Source organism: Paractinoplanes deccanensis, assembly GCF_016862115.1.
Taxonomy (GTDB): Bacteria; Actinomycetota; Actinomycetes; order Mycobacteriales; family Micromonosporaceae; genus Actinoplanes; species Actinoplanes deccanensis.
In genome coordinates this window covers 1-23029 of sequence record NZ_BOMI01000075.1, presented here as the reverse complement: position 1 = coordinate 23029, position 23029 = coordinate 1, and the positions used below count along the sequence as shown (strand labels likewise).

The window sequence follows — 23029 nt, the reverse complement described above, 5'->3', positions numbered from 1 at the left end:
GAGGCACCGCCGAGCCGATCCGCCGTTACGAGCACGGCGGGCGCGGCGACCTGATTGCGCCTTCCTGCACACCGACGATCGCCGCCGCCGGCCTGTCCCTAGGAACGCCTATGGCTTGCGGGCGACGCCCGCCCAGTAGTAGGCGGCCTTCGGGTCGTCGACCGGCTCGTCGGGGCGCCAGCTCGAGACCGGGACCAGGCCGGGCTCGAGCAGCTCCCAGTCGCCGAAGAGGCGTTCGACGGCCTCTCGGGTGCGCGCCACCAGGGTCATGCCGGCGCCCGTCGCCGCGGCCACCGCCTCGGCCACCTCGCCGGGGGCGAAGTCGGCCGTGGGGTGGGTGATGGCCAGGCAGCTGCCCGACGGCATGGCGTCGCGCAGGGCTGCCACGCTGGACCACGGGTCGTCGGCGTCGGCGATCAGCATCAGGATGGCGATCAGCGTCAGCCCGATCGGCTCGGAGAAGTCGAGCGTGTCCCGCAGCGTCTTGTCCTGCAGGATCGACTCGGGGTCGCGGATGTCGCCGGAGATGTACTCGCTGCGGCCCTGCTCCGTGCTGATCATGAGGGCCCGGGCGTGCACCAGGACGATGGGGTCGTTGTCCACATAGACCACGCGGGCGGCGGGGACTATGCGCTGGGCGATCTCGTGCAGGTTGGGCCGGGTCGGTATGCCCGTGCCGATGTCGAGGAACTGGCGGATGCCTTCCACCTCGACCAGGTTGCGGGCCGCGCGGTGGACGAACTTGCGATTTTCGCCCGCCATGTAGCGCATGCCGGGGATCGCCTTGATCATGGCGTCGCCGACGGCCCGGTCGACGGCGAAGTTGTCCTTGCCGCCCAGCCAGTAGTCGTAGATGCGGGCGGAGTGCGGCACATTGATGTTCACACCGGGGGGTGCGACCTCGTTCTCCACGACCGCCTCCTAGAGCCTGACCCGCACCCGGGCCGGCTGTCCGTCAGTGCGCTACAGCGTAGCGGTCGTAATTGATCAAGTTGAGTCCCAGCTCAGGCCGCCGCCGCGTGGGTGCCGCGGTGCACGACCTGGTCACGGCCGGCGTGCTTCGCCGCGTACAGGTTGCGATCGGCCAGAGAGAGAAGATTGTCACTCTCGGTCTCGGCGAGGCCGGACAGTCCGACGCTGATCGTCACCGGCAGGCCGCGGGTGAGCGTGGCCCAGTCGTAGCGGCGCACCGCCCGGCGGATGGTGTCGAGCTCCTCGGCCGCCTGGCTCAGCGGGCGGCCGGGCAGCACCATCACGAACTCCTCGCCGCCCAGCCGGGCCACGAAGGCCTCCTTGGAGATCGCCGCCAGCTCGGTCTCGAGCAGCTTGGCCACCTGCACCAGCACCTGGTCGCCGACGTCGTGCGAGAGCTGGTCGTTGATCCGCTTGAAGTGGTCGAGGTCGACGATCGCGACGACGAGGCCGGGGTCGGTGTCGATCAGGCCGGGCAGCTGCTCGTCGAGGTAGCGGCGGTTGCGCAGACCGGTCAGCGGGTCGCGGCGGGCCTGCTCGCGGAACCGCTCGGCCTCCTGCCGCGCCTCGGCCGTCTCGAAGAGCGCCTGCCGGGTGCGGGCCTGCGCCTCGCGCTGCCTCGAGTGCAGGCTCGTGAAGGCCGCGAAGAAGATCTTGTGGACCTCGTACGCCCGGTCGAACTCGCCGCGAGCCGCGTGCAGCTCGGCCTGCTCCTGGTGGACGCGGACCAGCACGTCGCCGAGCTCGCGCGCGAGGCACAGGTCGCGGGAGGCGTCGAGGCTGGCCTGGGCCCTGTCGTACGCTCGCAGGCCGCGCTGGGCTTGCGCGAGGGTCAGCAGGTATTCGGGCAGGGCGTCGGCGTCGTCCTCGCGGCCGGTCCGGTGACGCTCGATGCAGACCTCGAGCGTGTGCACGGCCTCGGCGAACCGGCCGCGCCCGATCTCGATGAGCCCGATCGTGTCGAGCAGCGACGCGTCGAGCTCGAAGCCGTGCTCGGCGGCGTGCTGCTGGAGCCGCTGCGCGACGCGCTCGGCCATCTCGTGGTTGCCGGCGGTGTATTCCGCGTAGGCGAAGTTGTTGAGCACCGCGAGCCGCAGATCGGGCCGGCCGTGCTCGATCGCGAGGCGCTCGGCCTGCTCGAAGCGGTGGCGCGCGGCGTCGATGGAGTGGCTGAACGCCAGCGCGTCGGCGAGCTTGACGCGGTGCCAGATGCGCATGTGGTCGGTGGCGGTCTCGTCGAGCAGCTCGACGCTGAGGACGGCGTGCTCGAGGCACTGCGCCGGGTCGCCGAGGTGGCGGTGAATGTTGGACCAGACCAGATGGGTGCGGGCGGTGAGCTGCCGGGCGCCGTGGTCGACCGCCCACTGGTGCACCTTCCAGATGCGCTGGGCGGCGCCGGCCACGTCACCGGCGCGCATGCGCAGGTTGGCCTGGCTGAGTCGCGCGCGGGCCGCGAGCAGCTCGTCGCCGAGCAGGTGGGCCTGGCGTTCGAGCCGGACGGCGCGGTCGAGCATGGCGGCCGCGTCCCAGTTGATCTCGTCTTCGAGCTCGAGCAGGGCGGCGGAGAGACTCTCGGCGTCCAACCTGCCACCTCCCTTTCGCTCCGGCTCCATCAATCGGCAGCGCGCGCCCGGGGATGAGGATGATCAGCGCTCCGCTTCCGAAGGTTAGCTCTGTGTTAGCCCTGAGTTCCATGTTCACCGGCGTGACGATTGTCGCCACGGCTGTAACGAGACGGATACACAAAGATGCGGCACCCTGCGGGGTGCCGCATCTTCAGGTGCGTGGGCTCAGCGGGCGAGAGCCTCTTCCTTTTTCGCCTCGGTCGCGGGGGCGTCCACGTCGACCGTGGTGCGCAGCGCGATCGGCTTGAGGAAGGCCGCGGCCAGCACGCCGATCACCGCGACCGCCGCGGAGATCAGGAAGATGTGGCCCGTGGCGTCGCCGTAGGCGGCCCGGACGATGTGCTGGATCGCCTCCGGCAGGGCCGACAGGTTGAGCGTGCTGACGCTGCCGCCCGAACTGCCGCCGCCCGACGCGCCGGCGTTCGCCAGGTCCGAGGTGATCTGCTCGGTGACCCGGCGGGCCAGGACGGCGCCGAGGACCGAGACGCCGATCGTGCCGCCGAGCGAGCGGAAGAACGCCACCGTCGAGCTGGCCGCGCCGATGTCCTTGAGCGCCACCGTGTTCTGCACGGTCAGCACCAGGTTCTGCATGCTCATGCCGACGCCCGCGCCGACCAGGAACATCGAGGCGCCGACGTACCAGAGCGGGGTGTCGTGGTCGAGGAAGGAGAGCCCGGCGAAGCCCACGACCAGCACGATGGTGCCGGCCACGATGTACGGCTTGATCTTGCCGTACTTGGTGATGAGGCGGCCGGAGATGGTCGACGAGATCAGGATGCCGCCCATCATCGGGATGGTCAGCAGGCCCGCCTCGGTGGGGCTGTAGCCGCGGCCGATCTGGAAGTACTGGCCGAGGAAGACCGCGCCGCCGAACATCGCCATGCCGACCGCGAGGCTGGCCAGGATCGCCAGGGCGGTGTTGCGCTTGGCGACGATGTCGAGCGGGACGACGGGCTCGGCGACCCGCTTCTCGGTCCAGACCGCGGCGGCGAGCAGGACGAGGGCGCCACCCACCATCGCGTAGGTCTGCCACGACAGCCACGCGAACGAGCCGTCCACGAAGGAGACCCAGATCAGCAGGACGCTGACGCCGGCGGCGATCAGGGCCGCGCCGAGGTAGTCGATCTTCACGTTGGCGCGGCGGATGACCTCGAGGTTGAGGGTCTTCTGGAGGACGACGAGGGCGACCACGGCGATCGGCGCGCCGATGAAGAAGCACCAGCGCCATCCGAGGTCGCTGTCGACGATCAGGCCGCCGATCAGCGGGCCGCCGACCGTGGCCAGCGCCATGACGCCACCGAGGTAGCCGTTGTAGCGGCCGCGCTCCCGCGGCGGGATCATCGCGGCGATCGCGACCTGGACCAGCGCCTGGACGCCGCCCATGCCGAGGCCCTGGAACGCGCGGGCGGCGATCAGCTGGCCGGCCGTCTGCGAGAAGCCGGCCACGATCGAGCCGAGCACGAACACCACGATGGAGATCTGCACAAGCAACTTCTTGCTGTACAGGTCGGCGAGCTTGCCCCAGATCGGGGTGGACGCGGTGGCGGTCAGCAGGGTGGCGGTGACCACCCAGGTGTACTGGGTCTGTGACCCGTCGAGCGCGCCGATGATCGTCGGCAGCGCTGTCGACACGATGGTCGAGCTGGCCATCGCGACGAAGAGCACCAGCAGGAGGCCGGAGAGGGCCTCCATGATCTGGCGGTGTGACATGGCGCCCGGCCGGATGCCGGTGGTGCTAGGGGCGCTCATCGCGCAGCCTCCATCAGATCGTCGGTGAAGCGCTGAAGCATCGTCGAGAGGGCGCGTCGCTCCTCGGGTGTCCAGTCGCGCAGGGCATCGGCAAGCTGCCGATGGTGGTAGGTCATGACCTCGTCGAGGACCTGTCCGCCTCGCTCGGTGACGGCGAGCACCGCTGCCCGCCCGTCCGCGGGATCCGCGGCCCGTTCGACGAGACCGGCCTTGACGAGCGCGGCGACCGAGCGGCTGACCGTCGAGGGGTCGAGGGCACACTCGGCGGCCAGCGACTTCACGTGAGTGCCGCGGCCGGTGGCGATCATCGCGAGGGTGCCGAGCGTGCCGGCAGGCACGGCCGCGGTGTGCGGGGCCAGCCGGTTCTTGAACACGCGGATGGCCCGGAGCAATTCCTGCATCTGCGCCGGCAGCACGTCATCGTTCACGGCGGACTCCTCGGATTTGATTGCCACATACAACTATCCGCTGAACATGCCCAATGCGCAAGTTTTCTCATTGAGAAGCGAGTCACACGCCGGTACCCTCAAGTCATGAGCACCACGGCCGAGCCCGGACTGCGCGAACGCAAGAAGGCCGCGACCCGCCAAGCCCTCCACGACGCCGCCATGCGTCTCGCGATCGAGCACGGTGCCGACCGGATCACGGTCGAGGCGATCGCCGACGAGGCCGGCGTGTCCCGCCGGACCTTCTCCAACTACTTTAGCAGCAAGGAAGAAGCCTTGCTGTACGGCGACTACCAGCGCATCCACTCGATGATCGCGCTGGTGCGGGCGCGCCCGGCCACCGAGCCGGCGTGGGCGGCGCTCACCGCGGCGGCCGAGCGGTTCTATCAGGAGCTGGGCGACGTCGACCCGCAGTGGGTCGCGCGGAGCCGGCTCGTCCGCACCCAGGCGTCGCTCGTCGCGGCCCAGGTGCAGACGTTCGCGGCGCTCGAGCGCGAGCTGTCGGCCGAGATCGCGGCCCGGTCCGGCGACGACCCCACGAGCGTGCGGGTCAAGATGACGTCCGCGGCGTTCCTGGCAGCGCTGCGCGTGGCGCTGCACATCTGGCTCGACCGGCCGCCGGGCACGAGCCTGTGGGAACTGGTGTCCGAGGCGCTGGCCGAGGCCGGCCGCGGCTTCGCCTGAAAAAAGCGTGACTCCGGGTGGGGGCCCGGAGTCACGCTTTCCTGGGGATGGGAAGTGAGCTCTCAGCCGGTGAAGCCGGCGAAGATCTTGCTGAAGTCGAACGGCGACTGCGCGACGTTGGTGCACTGGAAGAGGGCGCCGTTGCAGGCGTTCTTGTCGCGGTTGGCCTCCCACATCGAGACGAAGCCGATGTGGTTGGTGTTGGCGAAGGCGACGAGGTCGCGGGCGTCGCCGAGGCCGAAGACGCCGTTGTCGTCGTTCACGCCGATCATCGGGGTGACGCCGACCATCTTGAAGGCGGCGGCGTCACTGTTGCCGTAGATCGACTTGATCTGGTCCTTGGTGGAGCGCACCGCCTGGATCGCGAGATCGCCGTAGTCCTGGCCCGCGCGGCCGTAGTCCATCGCCATGATGTTGACGAGGTCGAGGTCGACGCCGGCGTTCTTGGCCGAGCGCACCACGTTGAGACCGTCGGCGGTCAGGCCCTCGGGCAGCACCGGCAGGGTCAGCGAGATCTTCAGGCCGGGGTTGGCCTTCTGGAGCGCGGCGAGCGCGGTGGAGCGGCGGGCGATCGTGGTCGGGTCGGCCACCGCGGCGCCCTCGATGTCCAGGTCGATGTACTTCAGGTTGTACGCGCTGACGACCGCCTGATATTCGGCCTGGAGCGCGGTGACGCTGGTGCACGCCTGGGCGAGCTCGATGCCGGTGGCGCCGCCGAAGGAGACCTTGACGTCGCCGCCGGCCGCGCGGACCGCGGAGATCTGGTCGGCGAACTGCTTGGCGCGCGGGTCGAAGGCGTTGAACCAGCTGGCCTTGCAGCCGGCGCTGGTGACGAAGGCCAGGCTGAACGACTTGGCGTTGCCGCTGGTGCCCAGCTGCGCGAGGGTCGTCGTGCCGTTGGAGAGCAGGCCCATGTCCACGTAGGGAGCGAACCGGACATTTCCATTATTTCCGGCCGGAGGGGCGGTCGGGGCAGTGGTGGTCGGCGCGGTCGTCGGGGTGGCCGGCGGCTTCGTGGGCGCTGTCGTGGGCGCCGTGGTGGGCGTGGTCGTGGGGGCGGTTGTCGGCTTTGTCGGTGGCGTGCTCGTGGGTGCCGTGGTCGCCGTGCCGCCGCCGCAGGCCGCTCCGTTGACGGTGCAGCTCGTCGGGGCGCCGCTGCCGTTCACGACGAAGCCGAACTGCGCGGTCGCCCCGGCCGGGATGGTGGGGGCGTAGCCCGGGTTCTTCGCCGTCGACACGCCGTTCGCGGTGGTGACCGTGGCGTCCCAGAAGCTGCCCAGCCTGGCGCTCGCCGGCAGCCCGAAGACCAGCTGCCACCCGGTCACCGCAGCGCTCGTGCCGTTCTTGATCGTGTAGCGGCCCTGGTAGCCGGTGCCCCAGTCGCTGTCCTTGCTGAACGTGGCGGTGAGCCCGCCCGTCGCGGCGGTGGTGCCGGCCGGGGTGGTGGCCGCGACTGCCGCGCCGACGCCGCCGGCCACGGCGAGGACTGCCGCCGAGGCATAGATGGCCAGGCGCAGACGGCTGCGTTGCATGGGTTGACTCCGATCGCAGGGGGTGACGACGGAAGTCGAGTCTGGCCCGCTGCGCGTTAAATGACCTTGCGGGCAGCCTTAAAGATCCTTAAATGACAGTCCGTCCACGACCAGTGACAGGTGCCGCTTCCACACCGACGGGTCCTTCGAGCTGCGCAGCACCCCGGCGTTGGCCCGCATGAGCAGGCTGATGTCCTGCCGCGTGAAGTCGGCGCGCAGCCGGCCCGTCTCCTGGGCCCGGCGGATCACCTCGGCCGCGCCGCGCTGCGCGGTGCTCTTCAGGGCCGACAGCCGCTCGTCGTCGTCGAAGCTGCTGGTCACCAGGATCTCGGAGAGCCCGCGGTCGGTCGCCTGGATCTCGAAGAGGCTGCGCAGGTAGCCGACGAAGCCCTGCCACGGGTCGGGATCGGCCAGCGCCCTGTCCGCCAGCTCGACATAGCCGGTCATCTGGCCGGCGAAGACCTCGGCGATCAGGTCGCGCCGGGTGGGGAAACGGCGGTACAGGGTGGCGTTGCCGACGCCCGCGCGGCGGGCGATCTCGTCGAGCGAGGCGTCCAGGCCCTGTTCGCCGAAGACCTCGCGGGCGGCGGCAAGCAGGGCGGCACGGTTACGCTGCGCGTCGGCCCGCAGTCGATCTGCCATGGGGGACAGGGTAACGACGGGCTATTGCTCGTAGAGACCGGGGAAGAAACGATCGGTCGCGGTGACGTCGTAGACCTGCCGGACCTCGGTGACGCGGTTGTCCTCGATGCCGAGGAACTCGACCATGCGGACCGTGCCGAACGGCGCCACCAGGTCGTAGAGCAGCGCGGCGCCGTCGTCGGCACGGGCCTGCTCGACAACGGTCACCGTGTCGGCGAAGACCGCGATCCGGTGCAGCGTCTGCACCAGCTCCTCCTCGTCGACCGGGGCGTCGAGGTTCCACTCGATCTCGGCGTCCGGCGCGAGCAGCTGTCGCACGGCGACCCGGTCGTCGCTCGTCCACGACTTCGTCCAGAAGCTCACGACGTCCATCGCACTCTCCGTCATCGCGCCACTCCCGCCACCGGCCGGGCGGGCATCGGGTCGGGGAACTGTCCATGGCCGAGCAGGGCGGCGGTCGCCTGCGCCACGCGGTGCGCCGCACGCCCGTCGCCGTACGGGTTGCCGCCGGCCGCCATCGCGTCGCGGCGCACCCGGCTGTCGAGCAGCTCCGCCACCGCGCTGGTGATCGCCGCGGGGTCGGGGGCGACGAGCCGGACGCTGCCGGCGTGCACCGCCTCGGCGTGCTCGGCGCCGGTGGCGATCGCCAGGACGGGCGTCCCGAAGGCCAACGCCTCCTCGAGCAGGTCGCCGTCGTCGGTCACCACGACGTACGCCTCGGCGAGCGTCCTGGCCTGCTCCGGCGCGATGATCTCGAGGTCGGGGTGGCGCGCGGCGAGATAGCGCAGGGCGGGGCCGATCGCGGCGGCCCGCTCCGGGGGCACGCCCAGCACGACGCGCCGCTGATGCGGGCTGCGCCGGTGCAGCCGCGCCGCGGCGTCCGCGGCCGTGCCGCCGGTCAGCAGCAGGTCGCCGGCGACCACGCGCTCGTCGAGCAGGTTCATGGCGGCCAGCGGGGTGGCCGCCAGGTGCACGGTGGTGACCTGGGCGAGCAGCCGGCGCTGGGTCTCCCGCGCCGACGCCGTGACCAGGTCGCCGTCGCGGCGCCCGGCGTCGATCTGCAGGACCGGGATGCGCCGCCAGAACGCCGCCAGCGCCGGGGCGAGGCCGTCGCGCACGACGACGGCCTCCGGGGTGCGAGCGGCCCACAGCTCGTCGAACCGGCGGATCGTCTCGGTCTGCTCGGCGGCGGCCGGCAGGGTGATCCGCGGGACGAGCCGGAAGCGCGCCAGTGTCGCGTCGACCGCCTCCGGGTCGGTGCCGGTGACCAGCAGCACCGGCGTGAGCCGGCCCTGCTCGCGCATGGCGAGGGCGACCGGTGCGAGCCGGAACGCCTCGGCCGGGGTACCGGCGACCAGGTGAACTTCGGGCAGCGACGACATCGAACTCTCTCCGGGGACGGCTGAGGGAGGGCCGCGTCGAACGCTATGTAGTTACGCAGCGTGATTCAAGGCCGTCGGGCCGGGTGCCGTGGCAATGTGGCCGAACGGCCCAACCCAGACATGTCAGACGCCGCCGAAAGCTCTCAAACAGGGCGCTGACACCACGCTCCTGGCCGCGATGGCGACATTACGAAGCGTAGTTATTGCTCCAGGAGGGTGGGGTCGTCGCGCAGCATCGCCGCGAGCCGCCGGGCGGCCATCTCGGTCTCCTCCGGCCGCTCCACCTGGAGCGGCACCGGCTTGGGCAGCGGCGTCGGGTTGATCCGCCGGGTGGTCTCCTGCGCCTGCTCCGGCACGCGCGGGGGCGGCGTCGCCGCGAACGGATGCGGCGGATATTGCGGCTCGGGTGGCGCCGGGGAGACCGGCGAGTCGGAGCGCGACGAGGACGCCATGCCGAGGTCGCGCAGGCGGGCGCCGAGATCGCGGGAGGACTCGCCGACGTCGTGCGCCGGGAAGCGCGGGTCGGGCACCGGCGGCTGGTCGAAGTCGCCGTACTGCCGCTCGGCCGTGTCGGACTCGTCGTAGTAGGGCTGCTGCGGCGGTGAGTAGCCGAACCGCTCCTGGTCGTCGTAGCTCGCCGGGGGCGCGGAGGGCGGCGTGGGCGCGGCGGACCACGGCCGGTCGACCGGCTCGCCCACCTCGACGTCGATGTCCGCGGCGCGCGGCGCGCCCGGAGCGGCCGGCTGGAGGGCGGCGGCATTTTCGGCGGTGACCTGCACCTGGCCGTCGGCGACGTAGAAATGCAGCAGCAGCGGCTCGCCGGAGCCCTCGACGCCGACGCTCACGCCCAGCTCGGGGTGGCGCCCCACGACACCGGCGACCGCCTCGACCAGCTCCGTCACGGCCGGCGGGGTGCCCGTGGCCTCCCCGGCGGCCCGCCGGCGCAACTCATCACGGCGCGCCAGCTTGTCGAGCGCGTCGTCCAGTCCGCCTCGCACCTGATCGTCCTTCCGTAGCGGGTCGCCTTCCACTGTGCCCGCTGTGAGGCCGATTTGGGAACCTCGATCTGAGCGACCCGCCGCACACCCTACGTCGCCTTTTGACGTATCGCCTTGTCGAGGGCCTGATCGAGGACGACGAGGAGGGCGTCGCGCACGGAGGCCCGGAAACGAGCGTCGTAGGCGAGGACCGGCACGTCCTCGCGCACGGCCAGGGCCCAGCGCACTTCGTCCAGGCTGTACTGCATTTGCCCGTTGAACGTGTTGACGCCGACGACGAACGGAAGCCCGGCGCGCTCGAAGTAGTCCACCGCGGGATAACAGTCGTCGATCCGGTTGGTATCGACCACCACGAGCGCGCCCAGCGCACCCTTGATCAGGTCGTCCCACATGAAGGCGAAGCGCGACTGCCCCGGCGTGCCGAAGATGTAGAGCTTCAGCGTCTGGTCGATGGTGAGCACGCCGAAGTCCATCGCGATGGTCGTCGTGGTCTTCATCGACGCCTGGCCGGGGTTGTCGATGCCCACCGACGCCGAGGTCATCTCGGCCTCCGTCGTCAGCGGGGAGATCTCCGAGATGGCGCCGACCGTCGTCGTCTTGCCCACGCCGAAGCCACCGGCAACGATGATCTTTACCGGGACCGGCGCCTTCTTCTGCCGGCCGCCGCTGCCCACGGCAGCGCCGCCGTAGGCGCGGTTAGGTGATTGCTCGTAGTCCACGGATCACTCGCATGATGGTCTCAGGGTCGGGGGTCTCGTTGTCCAGCACGTGGACATCCAGTTGGCCGGCGGCGCGCAGGTCGCCGACGAGGATGCGGGTGACGCCGAGGTGCAGGCGCAGGCGTGCCGAGATCTCCGCCACGGAGACGGGCTCGACACACAGTCCCACGATCGCGCGCATCTCGGGTGAGAGACGCACGGGAGTCGCGGCGGGGTTGACGGTCACCTGGGTCTCCATCCCGATGTCGGGATCGGCGCCGTCGGTGCGCCCGGACGTGATGACGAACGGGCGGAGCGTCGCGGTCGGATCGGTGGCCGGCGGCTGCTCATCCCGCGGGGCGGGTCGGTAGCCACCGGCCGACTGCGGACCGGACTGCAGGAAGGGCCGGACACTCGGCCGAGCCGGGTATGCCGGGTCGTCGGGGTCCGGATAGGTCATTGCTGGACGGCGTTCTTCAACTCGGCGATCAGGCGCGGGCTCAGCGCGCCGCCCGCCCTCGTCGCGAAGAGCGTCATCTCGTACGCCAGGGTCCCGAGGTTGGCGGACCGGTCGGCGATCACGCCGAGCACCGAGCCGGCGCTGATCGCGGTCACCAGCAGGTAGCCCTCGGCCATGTCGATGATGACCCGGTTGAGCGAGCCCAGCCTGTACCAGCTCGCGGCGCCGCCGGCGAGGCTGGTGAGGCCCGAGACCACCGCGGCGAGCCGCTCGGCGTTCGGCCGGTCCTTGATCGCGGACATCGCCATCAGCAGACCGTCGGACGACACCGCGATCGCCTCGATCACGCCGGCGGTCCCGGAGGTGAACGAGTCCAGCAGCCAGTTGAAGGTCTTGGCCTCCGCGCTCAGCTGGGGCTGGGCATAGCCGTGGCCGGTTTCGGTCGAGTAGGGGGAAGTCATCGCGGTTGTCCCTCGGGTTGTGGCTGAGTTTCGTTCAGTGCGAGTGCGACGCCGTACTCGAACTGTTCCATCAGGGCCCGGGCCTGATCCGGATCCAGCGGCAGGCTCGGACTTGCCGGCGGCGGGTAGTTGGGTTCGTCCCGCGGCAGGGTGGCACCCGGTACGCGCCGGGCGAGCGGTGCATGGCCGGCCGACGGCGGCGCGGTCATCTGGGTCTCGGCCACGTCGAACTGAGCGCGGCTGACCCCCGCCTCGAAGTCGTCGAACGCCGAGCGGGCGGCGATCGCGTCGTCCTGAGACGGCACCCGGGAGGGCAGCGTGGGGGCGGCGGCCTCCTCGGGAAGCTGGCTGCCCGGGACCCGGCGGCGCAGCGGCGTTCCGTTGCCACCCGCGGGCGGCTGCTGCTGCGGTGCTTCGTACGCGGTGGGGCTGTTGTAGCGGTGGTCCTCCTGCGGAGCCCGCTGAGCCGGAATGACCGGAGCCTGGGCCGGGACGACCGGCGCGGGGATCGCGGGCATCGCGGGCGGTGCCTCCACGGCGGGCGGGGTGCTCCAGGTGGGCTGCGGCGCCGGGGTGGGCTGGTGCCACGCCGACGGGCCGGCGGCCGGGAGCTCCGGCATCGCGGCCGGCACGCGGCCGGCGACCGGGGCGTTCAGCTCGTACGCCGGGTCGACGACCGGCTGCACGATCGGCTGCTGGTACGCCGGGCCGGGCGAGTAGACCGGCTCCGCCTCGTACACCGGCTCCTCGGCGGCGGGCGCCACCCGGGCCGGCGAGAACGCGTTCCACGACTGCCCGGTCTCGAGGGTGCGGGTGGCCCGCTCGAGCACGTTCGCGTCGAACGGCTGCTGGCTGCCGGGCACCGACGCCCGCGCCGCCGACCCGGCGATGACCTGGGCGAACTCGGCGGTGTGGTAGCCCTGCGGCGCGGCCGGGCCGGTCGGCGCTGCCGGGGGCGCGACCGACGGGAACGGCGCCATCTCCGCCACCGTGCTGGGCACCCGCGCGATCAGGTGGGACGGGTTGAGGTCGACCCACGCGGTGACACCGCCGCCGGGCGTCTCGGTGAGGGTCACCTCGATGCCGTGCCGGCGGGCGAGCCGGCCGACCACGAACAGGCCCAGCACCTCGGAGGGCGCCAGGTCGAGCCGCTCGCGGCGGGTGAGCCGGGCGTTCTCCTCGGCCATCCGCTCGGGCGGCATGCCGAGGCCGTGGTCGACGATCGCGAGGCGGGCGCCGCCGCGCAGCTCGGTCGCGCTGACCACGACGCGGGTGTGCGGCGGGGAGAACGCGGTGGCGTTCTCCATCAGCTCGGCGAGCAGCAGCGTGAGGTCGGCCAGGACGGCCGGCACGACCACGATCTCCTCGGGGACGTCCACGTCCACACGGGTGTAGTCCTCGATCTCACCGAGGGCGAGACGGACGACGTCGGAGAGCGGCAGCGGGGCCATGTGCTCGTTCGCGCCGGCGCCGCCGGAGAGCACGACGAGGCTGGACGCGTTGCGGCGCAGTCGGCTGGACATGTGGTCCAGGCGGTACAGCTCGCCGAGGCGCTCGCTGTCGGTCTCGCGGCGCTCCAGGTTGTCGATCAGGGCGAGCTGGCGGCCGACCAGGTTCTGGGTGCGGCGGCCGACGTGCGCGAACATCTGCGCCACGTTGCGGCGGCCGAGGACCTGGCGCTCCACCAGCCGGACGGCGGTGGTCTGCACCCGGTCGAACGCGCGGGCCAGGTCGCCGATCTCGTCCTGGGACTCGACGTCGACCGGGTCGAGCCGGATCGGGCGTACGGACTCGGACTCGTCGTCGGCCACCCTCTCGAGCTCGGCCTCGGCGGCGCGGGCGATCCGGTCGGCCGACACCGTGAGGCGGCGCAGCGGCCGGGCCACCGCGCGGGCCATGAACAGGCTCAGCGCGACCACCACGAGCAGCAGCACGAGCGAGCCGCCACCGATGAGGAAGGCGTCCCGGATGGCCGTGTCGCGGTTGTTCGTCACGATCGCCTGCACGTCGGCGGCGACCCGCTTCTCCACGAAGCCACCGAGGACGAGCACCGAGCGCAGCGACGGGAACAGCGTGGCGATGTTCAGCAGCTGGACGGCGCTGGCCGGGTCGGTCGCCGCCTGCTCGAAGAAGTCGGTGCCGACGCGCGAGGTGAAGGCGTCCTGCGCACCCAGGTAGAGCTTGTACTGGGTGTCGGTGAAGAACGCCTCCGAGTTGGCGATGACCTGCTGGATCTGGATCAGCGTCGAGGAGAACAGGCTGATGAAGCCGGCGTTCTTGGTGATCGTCGCGGCCGTCAGGTAGCCGGACGCCTGGCTGATCAGGTCGTCGGTGCGCAGCGCCTGCTCGAGGGCGAACAGCTGCCGGCCCACGCCGGTCTTCAGGTCGGCGGCCGACGAGAGCGCCACGCCGTTGATGATCGGGGTGATCCAGGTGGTGAACTCGGTGACCACCACGTCGGGGGTGATCGCGCCGGGGTTCAGCACGTTCTGCCGGGTGTTGTCGAGCTTGGACGCGTTCCGCAGGGCCCGGGCGAGCTCCTTCGGAACGGTGACGCCGTCGTCGACGCGCGCCACGGCATCCTTGGCGCGGGCGGTCTGCACGGACAAGGTGGGCTTGTCGACCAGGTTGAACACGTAGCCGACGGAGAGCAGGCGCTCGGTCTGGAGCTCCTGCACGGCCGTGCCGACGCGACCGGCGAGCTCGACCGTGTCCGACGTGGACTGGGCCTCCGTCGCCGCGTCGACACGGTTGATGATGATCGGCACGCTGAGCGCCACGACCCCGAGGAGGGGCACGAGCACCAGCAGGGCGAGTTTGCCCAGGATGCGAAGTTTACCGAAGAGCACCGGACCGCTCCCGCTGTGTCGGGTCGACCTCGCCGTAGGCCGGGATCTGGCCGTACGGGTTGCTTGCGTAACCGGGCACCGGCCCCGGCGAGTTGAGCGCGATGTCCCGGACGGGCTCGCCGGTCGGTGGCACGGCGGCGGCCGGCTCGCCCTGGTCGCGGCGGCGGCTGATCGCCGGCCAGGCGATCGCGCCGAGGACCAGCAGAATCGCGAGCAGGCCCATGATCACGGCTTCGGTGCGCCGGTAGTTCAGCGAGTCGAGCCGGTCGTCGAGCAGGCGGTCCATCTCCTTGAGCGTGATGCCGGAGAGGGTGCTCAACGCGGTCTGCAGGGTGCTCTGCGCGGTGGACATGGTCGCGACGTTGACGTTGGTGAGCGAGGCGCCACGGGTCATCGACTCGACGCCGCGGCGGAACGAGTCGAGCGAGCTGACCAGGCTGCCGCTCAGCGTCGGGCTGCTGGTGTTGTCGACAGCGGCCTGGAGGTTGTTGGTGAGCTTGTTGACCGACTCCTGAACGGCGAGGACCTCCTGGCCGAACTGGATCCGCAGGTTGGTGGCGGCGGCGCCCTTGGCGGCCTGGAGCAGGTTGGCCTGGTCGCCCATGCGGTTGACCCGCACGACCGTGGTCGGCATGTCGACCGCGGTGGCCTCCTGGAGGTTCGAGATGTCGCTGTCCGGGTCGCGGTTGAGCTCGGCGTTGCGGCGCACGGTGACGTACAGCTCGAGGATGAGGTCGGTGACCTCGACGTGGGCCGCGTAGATGGTGGTCGCGCCCTTGAGGGTGGCGAGCTTGCCGATCTTCTGCTGGAGGTCGGCCCAGCGCTCCCTGGTCTTCAGGTCGTCGCCCAGGCGGTTGTCCACGTCGGTGACCTTGGCGACCGCGGCCTTGAGCGAGTCCGGCGGGTCGGTGACGCCCTGGATGCCGGTTGACTCCGACTCGGCGAGCGAGCTGACCAGCGGAGAGAGGGCGGTGAGGAACTCCACGCCCTTCTTCTCGAGCTCGGCCTGCTCGCGCTGGTCGGCGTTGTCGGTCCAGACCCGGCCGAAGAGGACCGCAGTCGGCACAAGCACCAAAACAGTCAAAATCACCGCGAGTGCGGAGCCTAAACGGGTTCGCCGGCTGTTCATTGCTTTTCGTCCTCCGCCATGCACACGCGATGAGCCGTTATGACGGCTACTTTCCGTAGCCGGTTGGGCGCACGGATCCGGGCCAATCTATCCGAGAAAGCCTCAAGAAACGCCTTTCCAAGGGACACATCTCGCTCGGCTGATCGGGGGATACAGGGTGCGGCCGTCGTGGTTGTAACGAGCGTTCAGTTTCCGTTACCGAGGTCATGAAGCCCCAGCCCACACCGGTTCCGGAAGGAAGGAAAGTTACCGCGGCGATGGTAACGGCAGACCGGCGGTACGAAAAGTCACAAGATCCATAATGTATACCCGATAAGACTCGCGTCTATTAAACGCAGAGTAGTGGATCAAGTGCGCAGTGCCAAAAAGTAGCGCTGTGTCGCGGTGCGCATACGGCAGAACGGGCTTTTCCCCGGTCATCCGCCGAGGAAAAGCCCGTTCTAGGTCAAAGCCGGGCAAGAGCCTTGCGCAGGGGGTCCAGACCCAGCGAACCCAGGTTCAAGGCGTCACGGTGGAATGTCTTCAAATCGAAATCCGCGCCCTTGCGCCGCTTGGTCTCCTCGCGCGCCTGGAGCCAGATCCGCTCGCCGATCTTGTACGAGGGCGCCTGTCCCGGCCAGCCGAGGTAGCGCTTCCACTCGAAGCGCAGCGTCTTCTCCTCCATGCGCGTGTGCGCCCGCAGGAAGTCCCAGCCCAGCTCGGGCGTCCACCGCTCGCCGGGGTGGAAGCCGAACGGGTTGTCCCGCGGGATCTCCAGCTCGAGGTGCATGCCGATGTCGACGATCACCCGGGTCGCCCGCAGCGCCTGCGCGTCGAGCATGCCCAGCCGGTCACCCGGGTCGGCGAGGTAGCCGAGGTCGTCCATGAGGCGCTCGGCGTACAGGGCCCAGCCCTCGCCGTGCCCGGAGCACCAGCAGAGCAGCCGCTGCCAGCGGTTGAGCGAGTCGGCCCGCAGCAGCGTCTGGCTCACCTGGAGGTGATGGCCGGGCACGCCCTCGTGGTAGACGGTCGTCACCTCGCGCCAGGTGGAGAACTCGGTGACGCCCTCGGGCACCGCCCACCACATCCGGCCCGGGCGGGAGAAGTCCTCGCTCGGGCCGGTGTAGTAGATGCCGCCGTCGCTGGTCGGGGTCAGGCAGCACTCGATGCGGCGGGCCTGCGGCTCGATGTCGAAGTGGGTGCCGTTCAGCTCGGCGATCGCCTTGTCGGCGAGCGTCTGCATCCAGTCGCGGAACGCCTCCTTGCCGGCGATGTTGCGGGCCGGGTCGGCGTCGAGCGCGGCGACCGCCTCGTCGATCGAGGCGCCCGGTCCCACGATGGCGGCGGCGGTCGCCCGCATCTCCTCCTCGAGGCGGAACAGCTCGGCGAAGCCCCACTCGTACGTCTCCTGGAGATCGACCTTGGCGCCCAGGAAGTACTGCGAGGCCAGCTCGTACCGCTCCAGGCCGGCGGCCTCCTTGTCCCGGCCCCGCGGCGCCAGGTCGCGGCGCAGGAACTCGGCGAAGTCGGCGGTGGCCGCGGTGGCGGCGTCGGCGCCTCGCGCCAGCTCGGCGGCGAGCGCACCGTCGGCCTCCAGCCGGCCGGCCAGGCCGTGATAGAAGTCGTCGCGGTCCGGGTCGGTCCACGCGTCGCACTGCTCGGCGACGGCGAGCATCTGCGCCCGCGGGCTCACGTTGCCCTTGCCGGCCTCCTCGAGCAGCGTGCGCTTGTACTGCTCCAGGGCCTTGGGCAGGTCGTTGAGGCGGGTCGCGATGTTGGCGATCGCCTGCTCGCCCTCGGTCGGCATCACGTCGAAGACGCCGCGCAGCGCGTGGATACCGCTCGAGATGACGCTGACCGCGCTCGCCGTCTGGCCGGCGTCCGCCTGGGCCAGCTCGAGACCGAGCCGCTCCATCATCGCGTCCTTCGCGACCTGCTCGGACTCGTGCTCCGGCTCGATCACATCAAGATCATTGAGGGTGCGCCGTACGAGCTCGGTCTGTGCCTCGAAGCCCTCGGGCGAGAAGTCGTCGGTCTTGTCGTCGTGTCCGGCGATGCCGGTGTAGGTGGCGCCGATCGGGGTGAGCTCGGCCCACTCGTCGACATAGCGGTCGGCCAGGTCATCAATTCGTCCCACGGGGCGACCCTACGGGACATCAGGCGTGGCTCGCGGTCCACTCCAGGAGCCGGTCCACCTCCCAGGTGTTCACCACCCGTTCCACCGGTACGCCGCAGAGCGCGGCCCGCTCGCAGCCGAAACGCAGCCAGTCGAGCTGGCCCGGAGCGTGCGCGTCGGTGTCGATGCTGAACAGGCAGCCGGCCTCGACCGCGACGGTCAGCATCCGCTTCGGCGGGTCCAGCCGGTCGGGTCTCGAATTGATCTCAATCGCTTTCCCGTGCTCGACGCAGGCCGCGATGACCTTGTCGAGGTCGAAGGTGCTCGGCGGCCGGGTCTGCCCGGCGCGGTGCCCCCGGTCGCCGCCGCCCTTGACACCGCTGCCGTGCGCGGGCACCTTGCGCCCGGTCATGTGGCCCAGGATGTCGAGGTGCGGGTTGGCGATCGCGTTGACCATCCGCTTGGTCATCCGCGGCGACTCGTCGCGCAGCTTGCTGTGCACCGAGCCGACCACCACGTCTAGCCGGGCCAGCAGCGCGTCCTCCTGGTCGAGCGAGCCGTCGTCGAGGATGTCCACCTCGATGCCGGTGAGGATGCGGAAGCCCTCCGGCAGCGCGTCGTTGAGCCTCGCCACATGGTCGAGCTGGCGGCGCAGCCGCGCCGGTGGCAGTCCCCGGGCCACGGTGAGCCGCGGCGAGTGGTCGGTGAGCACCAGATATTCGTGGCCCAGCTCGACGGCGGCGAGGGCCATCTCCTCGATCGGCGAGCCGCCGTCCGACCAGTCCGAGTGCGAGTGACAGTCGCCCCGCAGGGCCTCGCGCAGCGTGCGGGCGGCGCCGGCCAGATCCGTACCCTCGGTGGTCTGAAGGCGGCGCAGATAGACCGGCTCCTCGCCGGCCAGAGACTCGGTGATGCAGCGGGCGGTGACGTCACCGACGCCGGGCAGCTTCGCGAGCGTGCCGGCCGCGACCCGTTCGGCCAGCTCCTCGGCGGGCAGGGCAGCCACGGTCGCGGCGGCCGAACGGAACGCCTTCACCCGGTAGGTGGCCTCGTTCGCCCGCTCCAGCAGAAAGGCGATGCGCCGCAGGTCCGCAACCGGATCACGAGATGGCATGCCGCCCAGCGTAGGGCTTGCGGCCTCTTCCCGGCTCGCCGTCGACCGCCCCCGCCGCCCCTCACACCCGGCCTCACCACCCCACCGGCCTCGCAACTCTCGCGTCTTTCCCGGCCTCGGCCCGCCCCGCCGGCGTCACCACGCCACCGGCCTCGCAACTCCCGCCTCTCTCCCCGCCTTGGCCCGCCCCGCCGGCCTTACTGCGCCACCCGCCTCGCAACTCCCACCTCCCCGGCCTTGGCCGTCCCACCCCACCCGCCTCCGCCCGCGCGATCGGCGGGGCGGGGTCGGGGCGCAGGCTGGTTAGCATCGCGGCATGCGGACGATCGACTGGGTGGACGGGGCCGTCGAGATCATCGATCAGACGGCGTTGCCGGGTGAGCTGCGGATTTTGCGCCTGCACACCGTGGGTGAGCTGGTCGCGGCGATCCAGTCGCTGGCCGTGCGCGGTGCTCCCGCGCTCGGTGTGGCCGGGGCGTTCGGGGTGGCGCTGGCCGCGCGGGTGCACGGGGACGACCCGGCCGCGCTGGCCCTCGCCGTCGAGCGTGTGGAGACCGCCCGGCCCACCGCGGTGAACCTGGCCCGCGGCGCCCGGCGAGCCGCCCGGCTGCTGCCCGCCGGCCCGGAGGCGGTGCTGGCCGAGGCGTGCGCCGTGCGCGACGAGGAGATCGCGGCGTCGGCGGCGATGGCGGCCCGCGGCGCCGACCTGCTCGCCGAGCTCTGCGCCGGCCGGCCGCGGCTGCTGACCCACTGCAACACCGGCGGGCTCGCGGCGGTGACCCTGGGCACGGCGCTCGGCGTGGTGCACGAGCTGCACCGGCGTGGCAACCTCGCCGGGTTGATCGCGAGCGAGACGCGCCCGCTGCTCCAGGGCGCCCGCCTCACGTCGTGGGAGCTGACCCAGTGGGGCATCGAGCACCGGGTCGCCGTCGACTCGGCCGGCCCCTACCTGATGGCCCGCGGCGAGGTGGACGCGGTGATCGTCGGCGCCGACCGGATCTGCGCCAACGGCGACGTGATCAACAAGGTGGGCACGTACGCGCACGCGCTCGGCGCTCGCCGCGCGGGCGTGCCCTTCGTGGTGGTGGCGCCGGAGTCCACGGTCGACCCGGACACGCCGACCGGCGCCGACGTGCCGATCGAGGACCGGGGGCCGGCGGAGGTCACGCCGTGGGCCGAGGCGGTGAACCCGGCGTTCGACGTGACCCCGTACGACCTCGTCACCGCGATCGTGACCGACCGGCGCGTGATCAGGCAGGCTTCCACGGCTTGAGCCAGTCGGTCTCGGGCCATCCCTCGGCGGCGGCCATCAGGGGGTACGCGGTGGCGCCGTCGAGGGACTCGCGGACGATGTCGGCGTGGCCGGTGTGGCGGGCCGTCTCCTGGATGAGGTGCAGCAGGACCCAGCGCAGCGTCCAGTGGGTCATGTCCTTGCTGTTCCACGGCACCGAGTGGTCGACCGGGATCGGGTGCTCCAGGTTGTCGAGGTCCGTCACGGTCTTCTCGGTGCGCTCGGCGATCCGGTCGTAGCGGGCCAGCACCTCGTCGATCGTCTCACCGTCGGCGAGGCGGAAGTTGTCCGCGTACGCCTGATCGTCGAGGGTTTTCGGCTCGCCGCGGACGTCGCTCATCCAGCCGTCCTCGACCGAGGCGCAGTGCTTGATGAGGCCGCCGACGCTCAGCGCGCTCGCGGACGGGGTGGCGCGCAACTGCTCGTCGGTGAGGCCGTACCCGGTCAGCCGCAGCACGTACCGCATCTGGGCGAGATAGGTGAGAAGGCCGTGTTGCTCGTTCTCGATGGCGCCGACCTGACCTGGCATGGGAGTCCTCTCGATCGTTCGTTCTTCGCTCACCGGAACGCTAGGGAGAATTGCGGTCAGTTTCCGGCCGGATTGCTTCGACGGTCTTGTCCTTGACGGCGGCCACCCATCCGCCGGCGCGGCCGAGGTCGAGCAGCACCTCCACCTCGGCGGGAAGGCCGGCCACCGGGCCGGGCTCGGACGGCCAGGCGCGGCGCAGCTCGACGGCGGGCCGCAGCACGGGAAGAAGAGCCTCGACCGGGTCCGGGGCGTCGAGCAGCTTGCGCACCTCGTGCAGCTCGGCGAGCAGCCGGTCGAGCTCGGCCCCGACGGCCGCCGCGTTGCCTCCGCACATGGCGGCGATCAGCTCGGCCCGGGTGGCGGCCACCCGCGTGCCGTCCCGGAACGAGCCCGCCGCCAGGGCACCCGCCAGCGGATTGCCCGCCAGCTGCCCGGCGAGCGCGGCCGCGAAGAGATGCGGAACGTGGCTGACCTGGGCGACCGCACGGTCATGCTCGGCGGCGGTGACGGGCACGACGCGGGCACCGAGATCGGTGTAGACCTCGGCGAGGGTGAGCCAGTCGGTGAGGTCGGTCTCGCCCGGTTCGAGGCAGAGCACCCACGAGCAGTTGGTGAAGAGGGTGGCCTCGGAGGAGGCGAAGCCGGAGCTCTCCTTGCCGGCCATGGGATGGCCGCCGACGAAGCGGCGGAGGTCCTTGGCCAGCTCACGCACCGGCCCCTTGACCGAGGTGACGTCGGTGACCAGCCCTTCGAAGCCCGCAAGCTCCTCGACGACAGGGGGCAGGGCCGGCAGCGGTACGGCGAGAACGACGACATCGGCGCCGCGCGCGGCCCCGGCGATCGTGTCCGCCGTGTCGAACCCCTCGCCCTCCGCGGCCTCCCGCGTCGCGCCGTCGGCATCGAAGCCGACCACCTGATGCCCGAACGCGTCCAGGGCGCGCAGCAGGGAGCCGCCGATCAGCCCGAGCCCGATCACAGTCACGTTCACGCCCGAACTGTTCCATGCCCACCGCGGCGACGACACCCTCTTTCATGATCATCCGTTCGGCCAGGCCGGCATCACCCGTCCCTGTTGGCAGTTTCGTCCGTTTCGCGCCTGGTTCCTCCTGGATCTCCGCCATTACGGTGATCCTGTGACTTACCGGGGTAAAACGCTCGCGACGGTCTTCATGGCCGTTCTGCTCTTCGTCGCCGCGCCCGCCTTCGCGCAGGGCTCGGACGCCATGCCCAGCTTCAACGGCACGGTCCTGACCGTCGCCTACTCCGGCAACATCGTGTACGTCGGCGGTGACTTCACCGCCGCCATCGTCAACGGCAAACCCGTCGCCCGCGCCCGCCTCGCCGCGGTCGACGCCCGCAACGGCACCCTGCTGCCGTGGTCACCGACCGCCGACGGCCGCGTCAAGGCGCTGGTGGTGAGCGGAAAGTCGATCTACGTGGCCGGCGACTTCGCCTCGATCGGCGGCGTGAAGCGCGACAGCCTCGCCCGCCTGGACGCCGCGACGGGCGCCCCGCACAGCACGTTCAAGCACGCGATCAGTGGCCGTCCGATGGCCGCGTACGCCGCGCACGGCCGCCTCTACCTGGGCGGTTCGATCACCGCGGTCGACGGTCAGGCGCGCACCCGGCTGGCCGCCTTCAACCTGACCACCGGCGCGCTCGACACCCGCTGGCGCCCCGCCGCCGACGACCAGGTCGAGACGATCGCCGCGGGCGGCGGCCGGGTGTACGTGGGCGGCAAGTTCCACCGCGTCAACGGTCTCGCCGGCTACAACCGCCTGGCCGCCCTCGACCCGGCGACCGCCGCAGTGGTTCCGACGTTCAAGCCCAAACCCCCGGTCATCACGTACGCCCTGACGGTCACCGCCGACAGCGTCTACTCCGCGCACGGCGGCCAGGGCGGCCGGGTCAGCGCGTACACCCACGCTGGCGCCCTCCGCTGGTCGGCGACCTTCGACGGCGACGCGCAGGCGGTGACCGTGCTGGCCGACACCGTCTACGCCGGCGGCCACTTCGACCGGGCGTGCAGCACGGCCCGAACCGGCGCCCAGGGCACCTGCGTGGACGGCGCCGACAACCGCATCAAGCTGGCCGCCCTCTCCGCCGCCGACGGCCACCTCCTGGACTGGACGGCAGACGCCAACGGCATCGAAGGGGTCCTCGCGTTGGCCAGCAGCCCGCGCCTGAACGCCATCGCCATGGGCGGCGCCTTCACCACCGTCGAAGGCCGCCAGCAGAAACGCTTCGCCCAGTTCAGCTGACAACCGCCGCCGCATCGAACCTTTCTCCCGGCCGCACGGGGCCGCACCTATCGGGCGAGGTGCGGCCCCGTGTCTGCTTCCTCGGCCGGGTGGTGCACGGCGGTTGTCTCCT

At 71.1% G+C, this 23029-nt stretch carries 21 protein-coding genes; 3 read left to right on the top strand and 18 right to left on the bottom strand.

What is annotated here, in order from left to right:
- Positions 1-108 precede the first annotated feature (108 nt).
- From Ade02nite_RS19760 to Ade02nite_RS19745, 4 genes are all read right to left on the bottom strand, one after another.
- A complete protein-coding gene (locus Ade02nite_RS19760; RefSeq protein ID WP_203765462.1) occupies positions 109-912 on the bottom strand; it encodes an SAM-dependent methyltransferase in 804 nt (267 codons plus the stop codon).
- A gap of 92 nt (positions 913-1004) precedes the next feature.
- Positions 1005-2555, bottom strand: coding sequence for a GGDEF domain-containing protein (locus tag Ade02nite_RS19755; protein ID WP_203765454.1), 1551 nt, complete (start codon positions 2553-2555; stop codon positions 1005-1007).
- A gap of 207 nt (positions 2556-2762) precedes the next feature.
- Positions 2763-4346 (bottom strand): MDR family MFS transporter, encoded by a 1584-nt coding sequence (locus tag Ade02nite_RS19750; RefSeq protein WP_203765450.1) that lies wholly within the window; start codon positions 4344-4346, stop codon positions 2763-2765.
- On the bottom strand, positions 4343-4774 hold the full coding sequence (locus tag Ade02nite_RS19745; RefSeq protein ID WP_239168889.1) for a MarR family winged helix-turn-helix transcriptional regulator: 432 nt from the start codon (positions 4772-4774) through the stop codon (positions 4343-4345). The genes Ade02nite_RS19750 and Ade02nite_RS19745 overlap by 4 nt, the downstream gene beginning before the upstream one ends.
- Positions 4775-4879: 105 nt before the next feature.
- Here Ade02nite_RS19745 and Ade02nite_RS19740 point away from each other — a divergent pair, with 105 nt between their 5' ends.
- Positions 4880-5476, top strand: coding sequence for a TetR/AcrR family transcriptional regulator (locus tag Ade02nite_RS19740; protein ID WP_203765449.1), 597 nt, complete (start codon positions 4880-4882; stop codon positions 5474-5476).
- A gap of 62 nt (positions 5477-5538) precedes the next feature.
- Here the strand turns inward: Ade02nite_RS19740 and Ade02nite_RS19735 are convergent, their stop codons facing one another.
- The 12 genes from Ade02nite_RS19735 to Ade02nite_RS19680 form a co-directional block, all read right to left on the bottom strand.
- On the bottom strand, positions 5539-7008 hold the full coding sequence (locus Ade02nite_RS19735; protein ID WP_203765447.1) for a cellulose binding domain-containing protein: 1470 nt from the start codon (positions 7006-7008) through the stop codon (positions 5539-5541).
- Between the two features lie 78 nt (positions 7009-7086).
- On the bottom strand, positions 7087-7650 hold the full coding sequence (locus Ade02nite_RS19730) for a TetR/AcrR family transcriptional regulator (RefSeq protein ID WP_203765440.1): 564 nt from the start codon (positions 7648-7650) through the stop codon (positions 7087-7089).
- Positions 7651-7671: 21 nt separating this feature from the next.
- Positions 7672-8022, bottom strand: a complete 351-nt coding sequence (locus Ade02nite_RS19725) for a hypothetical protein (protein ID WP_203765439.1) — start codon at positions 8020-8022, stop codon at positions 7672-7674.
- Positions 8023-8033: 11 nt separating this feature from the next.
- On the bottom strand, positions 8034-9032 hold the full coding sequence (locus Ade02nite_RS19720; RefSeq protein WP_203765438.1) for a UDP-N-acetylglucosamine 2-epimerase: 999 nt from the start codon (positions 9030-9032) through the stop codon (positions 8034-8036).
- Positions 9033-9232: 200 nt separating this feature from the next.
- On the bottom strand, positions 9233-10030 hold the full coding sequence (locus Ade02nite_RS19715) for a hypothetical protein (RefSeq protein ID WP_203765433.1): 798 nt from the start codon (positions 10028-10030) through the stop codon (positions 9233-9235).
- A gap of 89 nt (positions 10031-10119) precedes the next feature.
- The gene (locus Ade02nite_RS19710) at positions 10120-10749 is read right to left on the bottom strand and encodes a GTP-binding protein (RefSeq protein WP_438870992.1); all 630 of its coding nucleotides are present in this window, start codon (positions 10747-10749) and stop codon (positions 10120-10122) included.
- Positions 10727-11188, bottom strand: coding sequence for a DUF742 domain-containing protein (locus tag Ade02nite_RS19705; protein WP_203765431.1), 462 nt, complete (start codon positions 11186-11188; stop codon positions 10727-10729). Before Ade02nite_RS19705 ends, Ade02nite_RS19710 begins: the two co-directional genes overlap by 23 nt.
- Entirely contained in the window at positions 11185-11649 is a 465-nt protein-coding gene (locus Ade02nite_RS19700) for a roadblock/LC7 domain-containing protein (protein ID WP_097317486.1), read from the bottom strand. Before Ade02nite_RS19700 ends, Ade02nite_RS19705 begins: the two co-directional genes overlap by 4 nt.
- Entirely contained in the window at positions 11646-14498 is a 2853-nt protein-coding gene (locus Ade02nite_RS19695) for a nitrate- and nitrite sensing domain-containing protein (RefSeq protein ID WP_203765429.1), read from the bottom strand. Before Ade02nite_RS19695 ends, Ade02nite_RS19700 begins: the two co-directional genes overlap by 4 nt.
- The gene (locus Ade02nite_RS19690) at positions 14485-15570 is read right to left on the bottom strand and encodes a hypothetical protein (RefSeq protein ID WP_239168888.1); all 1086 of its coding nucleotides are present in this window, start codon (positions 15568-15570) and stop codon (positions 14485-14487) included. The genes Ade02nite_RS19695 and Ade02nite_RS19690 overlap by 14 nt, the downstream gene beginning before the upstream one ends.
- 502 nt (positions 15571-16072) lie before the next feature.
- The gene (locus tag Ade02nite_RS19685) at positions 16073-17743 is read right to left on the bottom strand and encodes a DUF885 domain-containing protein (RefSeq protein WP_203765424.1); all 1671 of its coding nucleotides are present in this window, start codon (positions 17741-17743) and stop codon (positions 16073-16075) included.
- Between the two features lie 19 nt (positions 17744-17762).
- Entirely contained in the window at positions 17763-18836 is a 1074-nt protein-coding gene (locus Ade02nite_RS19680; RefSeq protein WP_203765423.1) for a PHP domain-containing protein, read from the bottom strand.
- 316 nt (positions 18837-19152) lie between these two features.
- On the opposite strand from Ade02nite_RS19680, the gene mtnA reads away from it, so the two are divergent.
- Positions 19153-20109, top strand: a complete 957-nt coding sequence (gene mtnA, locus Ade02nite_RS19675) for an S-methyl-5-thioribose-1-phosphate isomerase (RefSeq protein ID WP_203765422.1) — start codon at positions 19153-19155, stop codon at positions 20107-20109.
- Here the strand turns inward: mtnA and Ade02nite_RS19670 are convergent.
- Positions 20087-20656, bottom strand: coding sequence for a DinB family protein (locus Ade02nite_RS19670; RefSeq protein WP_203765416.1), 570 nt, complete (start codon positions 20654-20656; stop codon positions 20087-20089). The two genes, mtnA and Ade02nite_RS19670, sit on opposite strands and share 23 nt — an antisense overlap.
- Positions 20657-20696: 40 nt before the next feature.
- Positions 20697-21644 (bottom strand): prephenate dehydrogenase, encoded by a 948-nt coding sequence (locus Ade02nite_RS19665; RefSeq protein ID WP_203765414.1) that lies wholly within the window; start codon positions 21642-21644, stop codon positions 20697-20699.
- Between the two features lie 145 nt (positions 21645-21789).
- On the opposite strand from Ade02nite_RS19665, the gene Ade02nite_RS19660 reads away from it, so the two are divergent.
- A complete protein-coding gene (locus Ade02nite_RS19660; protein WP_239168887.1) occupies positions 21790-22917 on the top strand; it encodes a PQQ-binding-like beta-propeller repeat protein in 1128 nt (375 codons plus the stop codon).
- Positions 22918-23029: the final 112 nt, after the last annotated feature.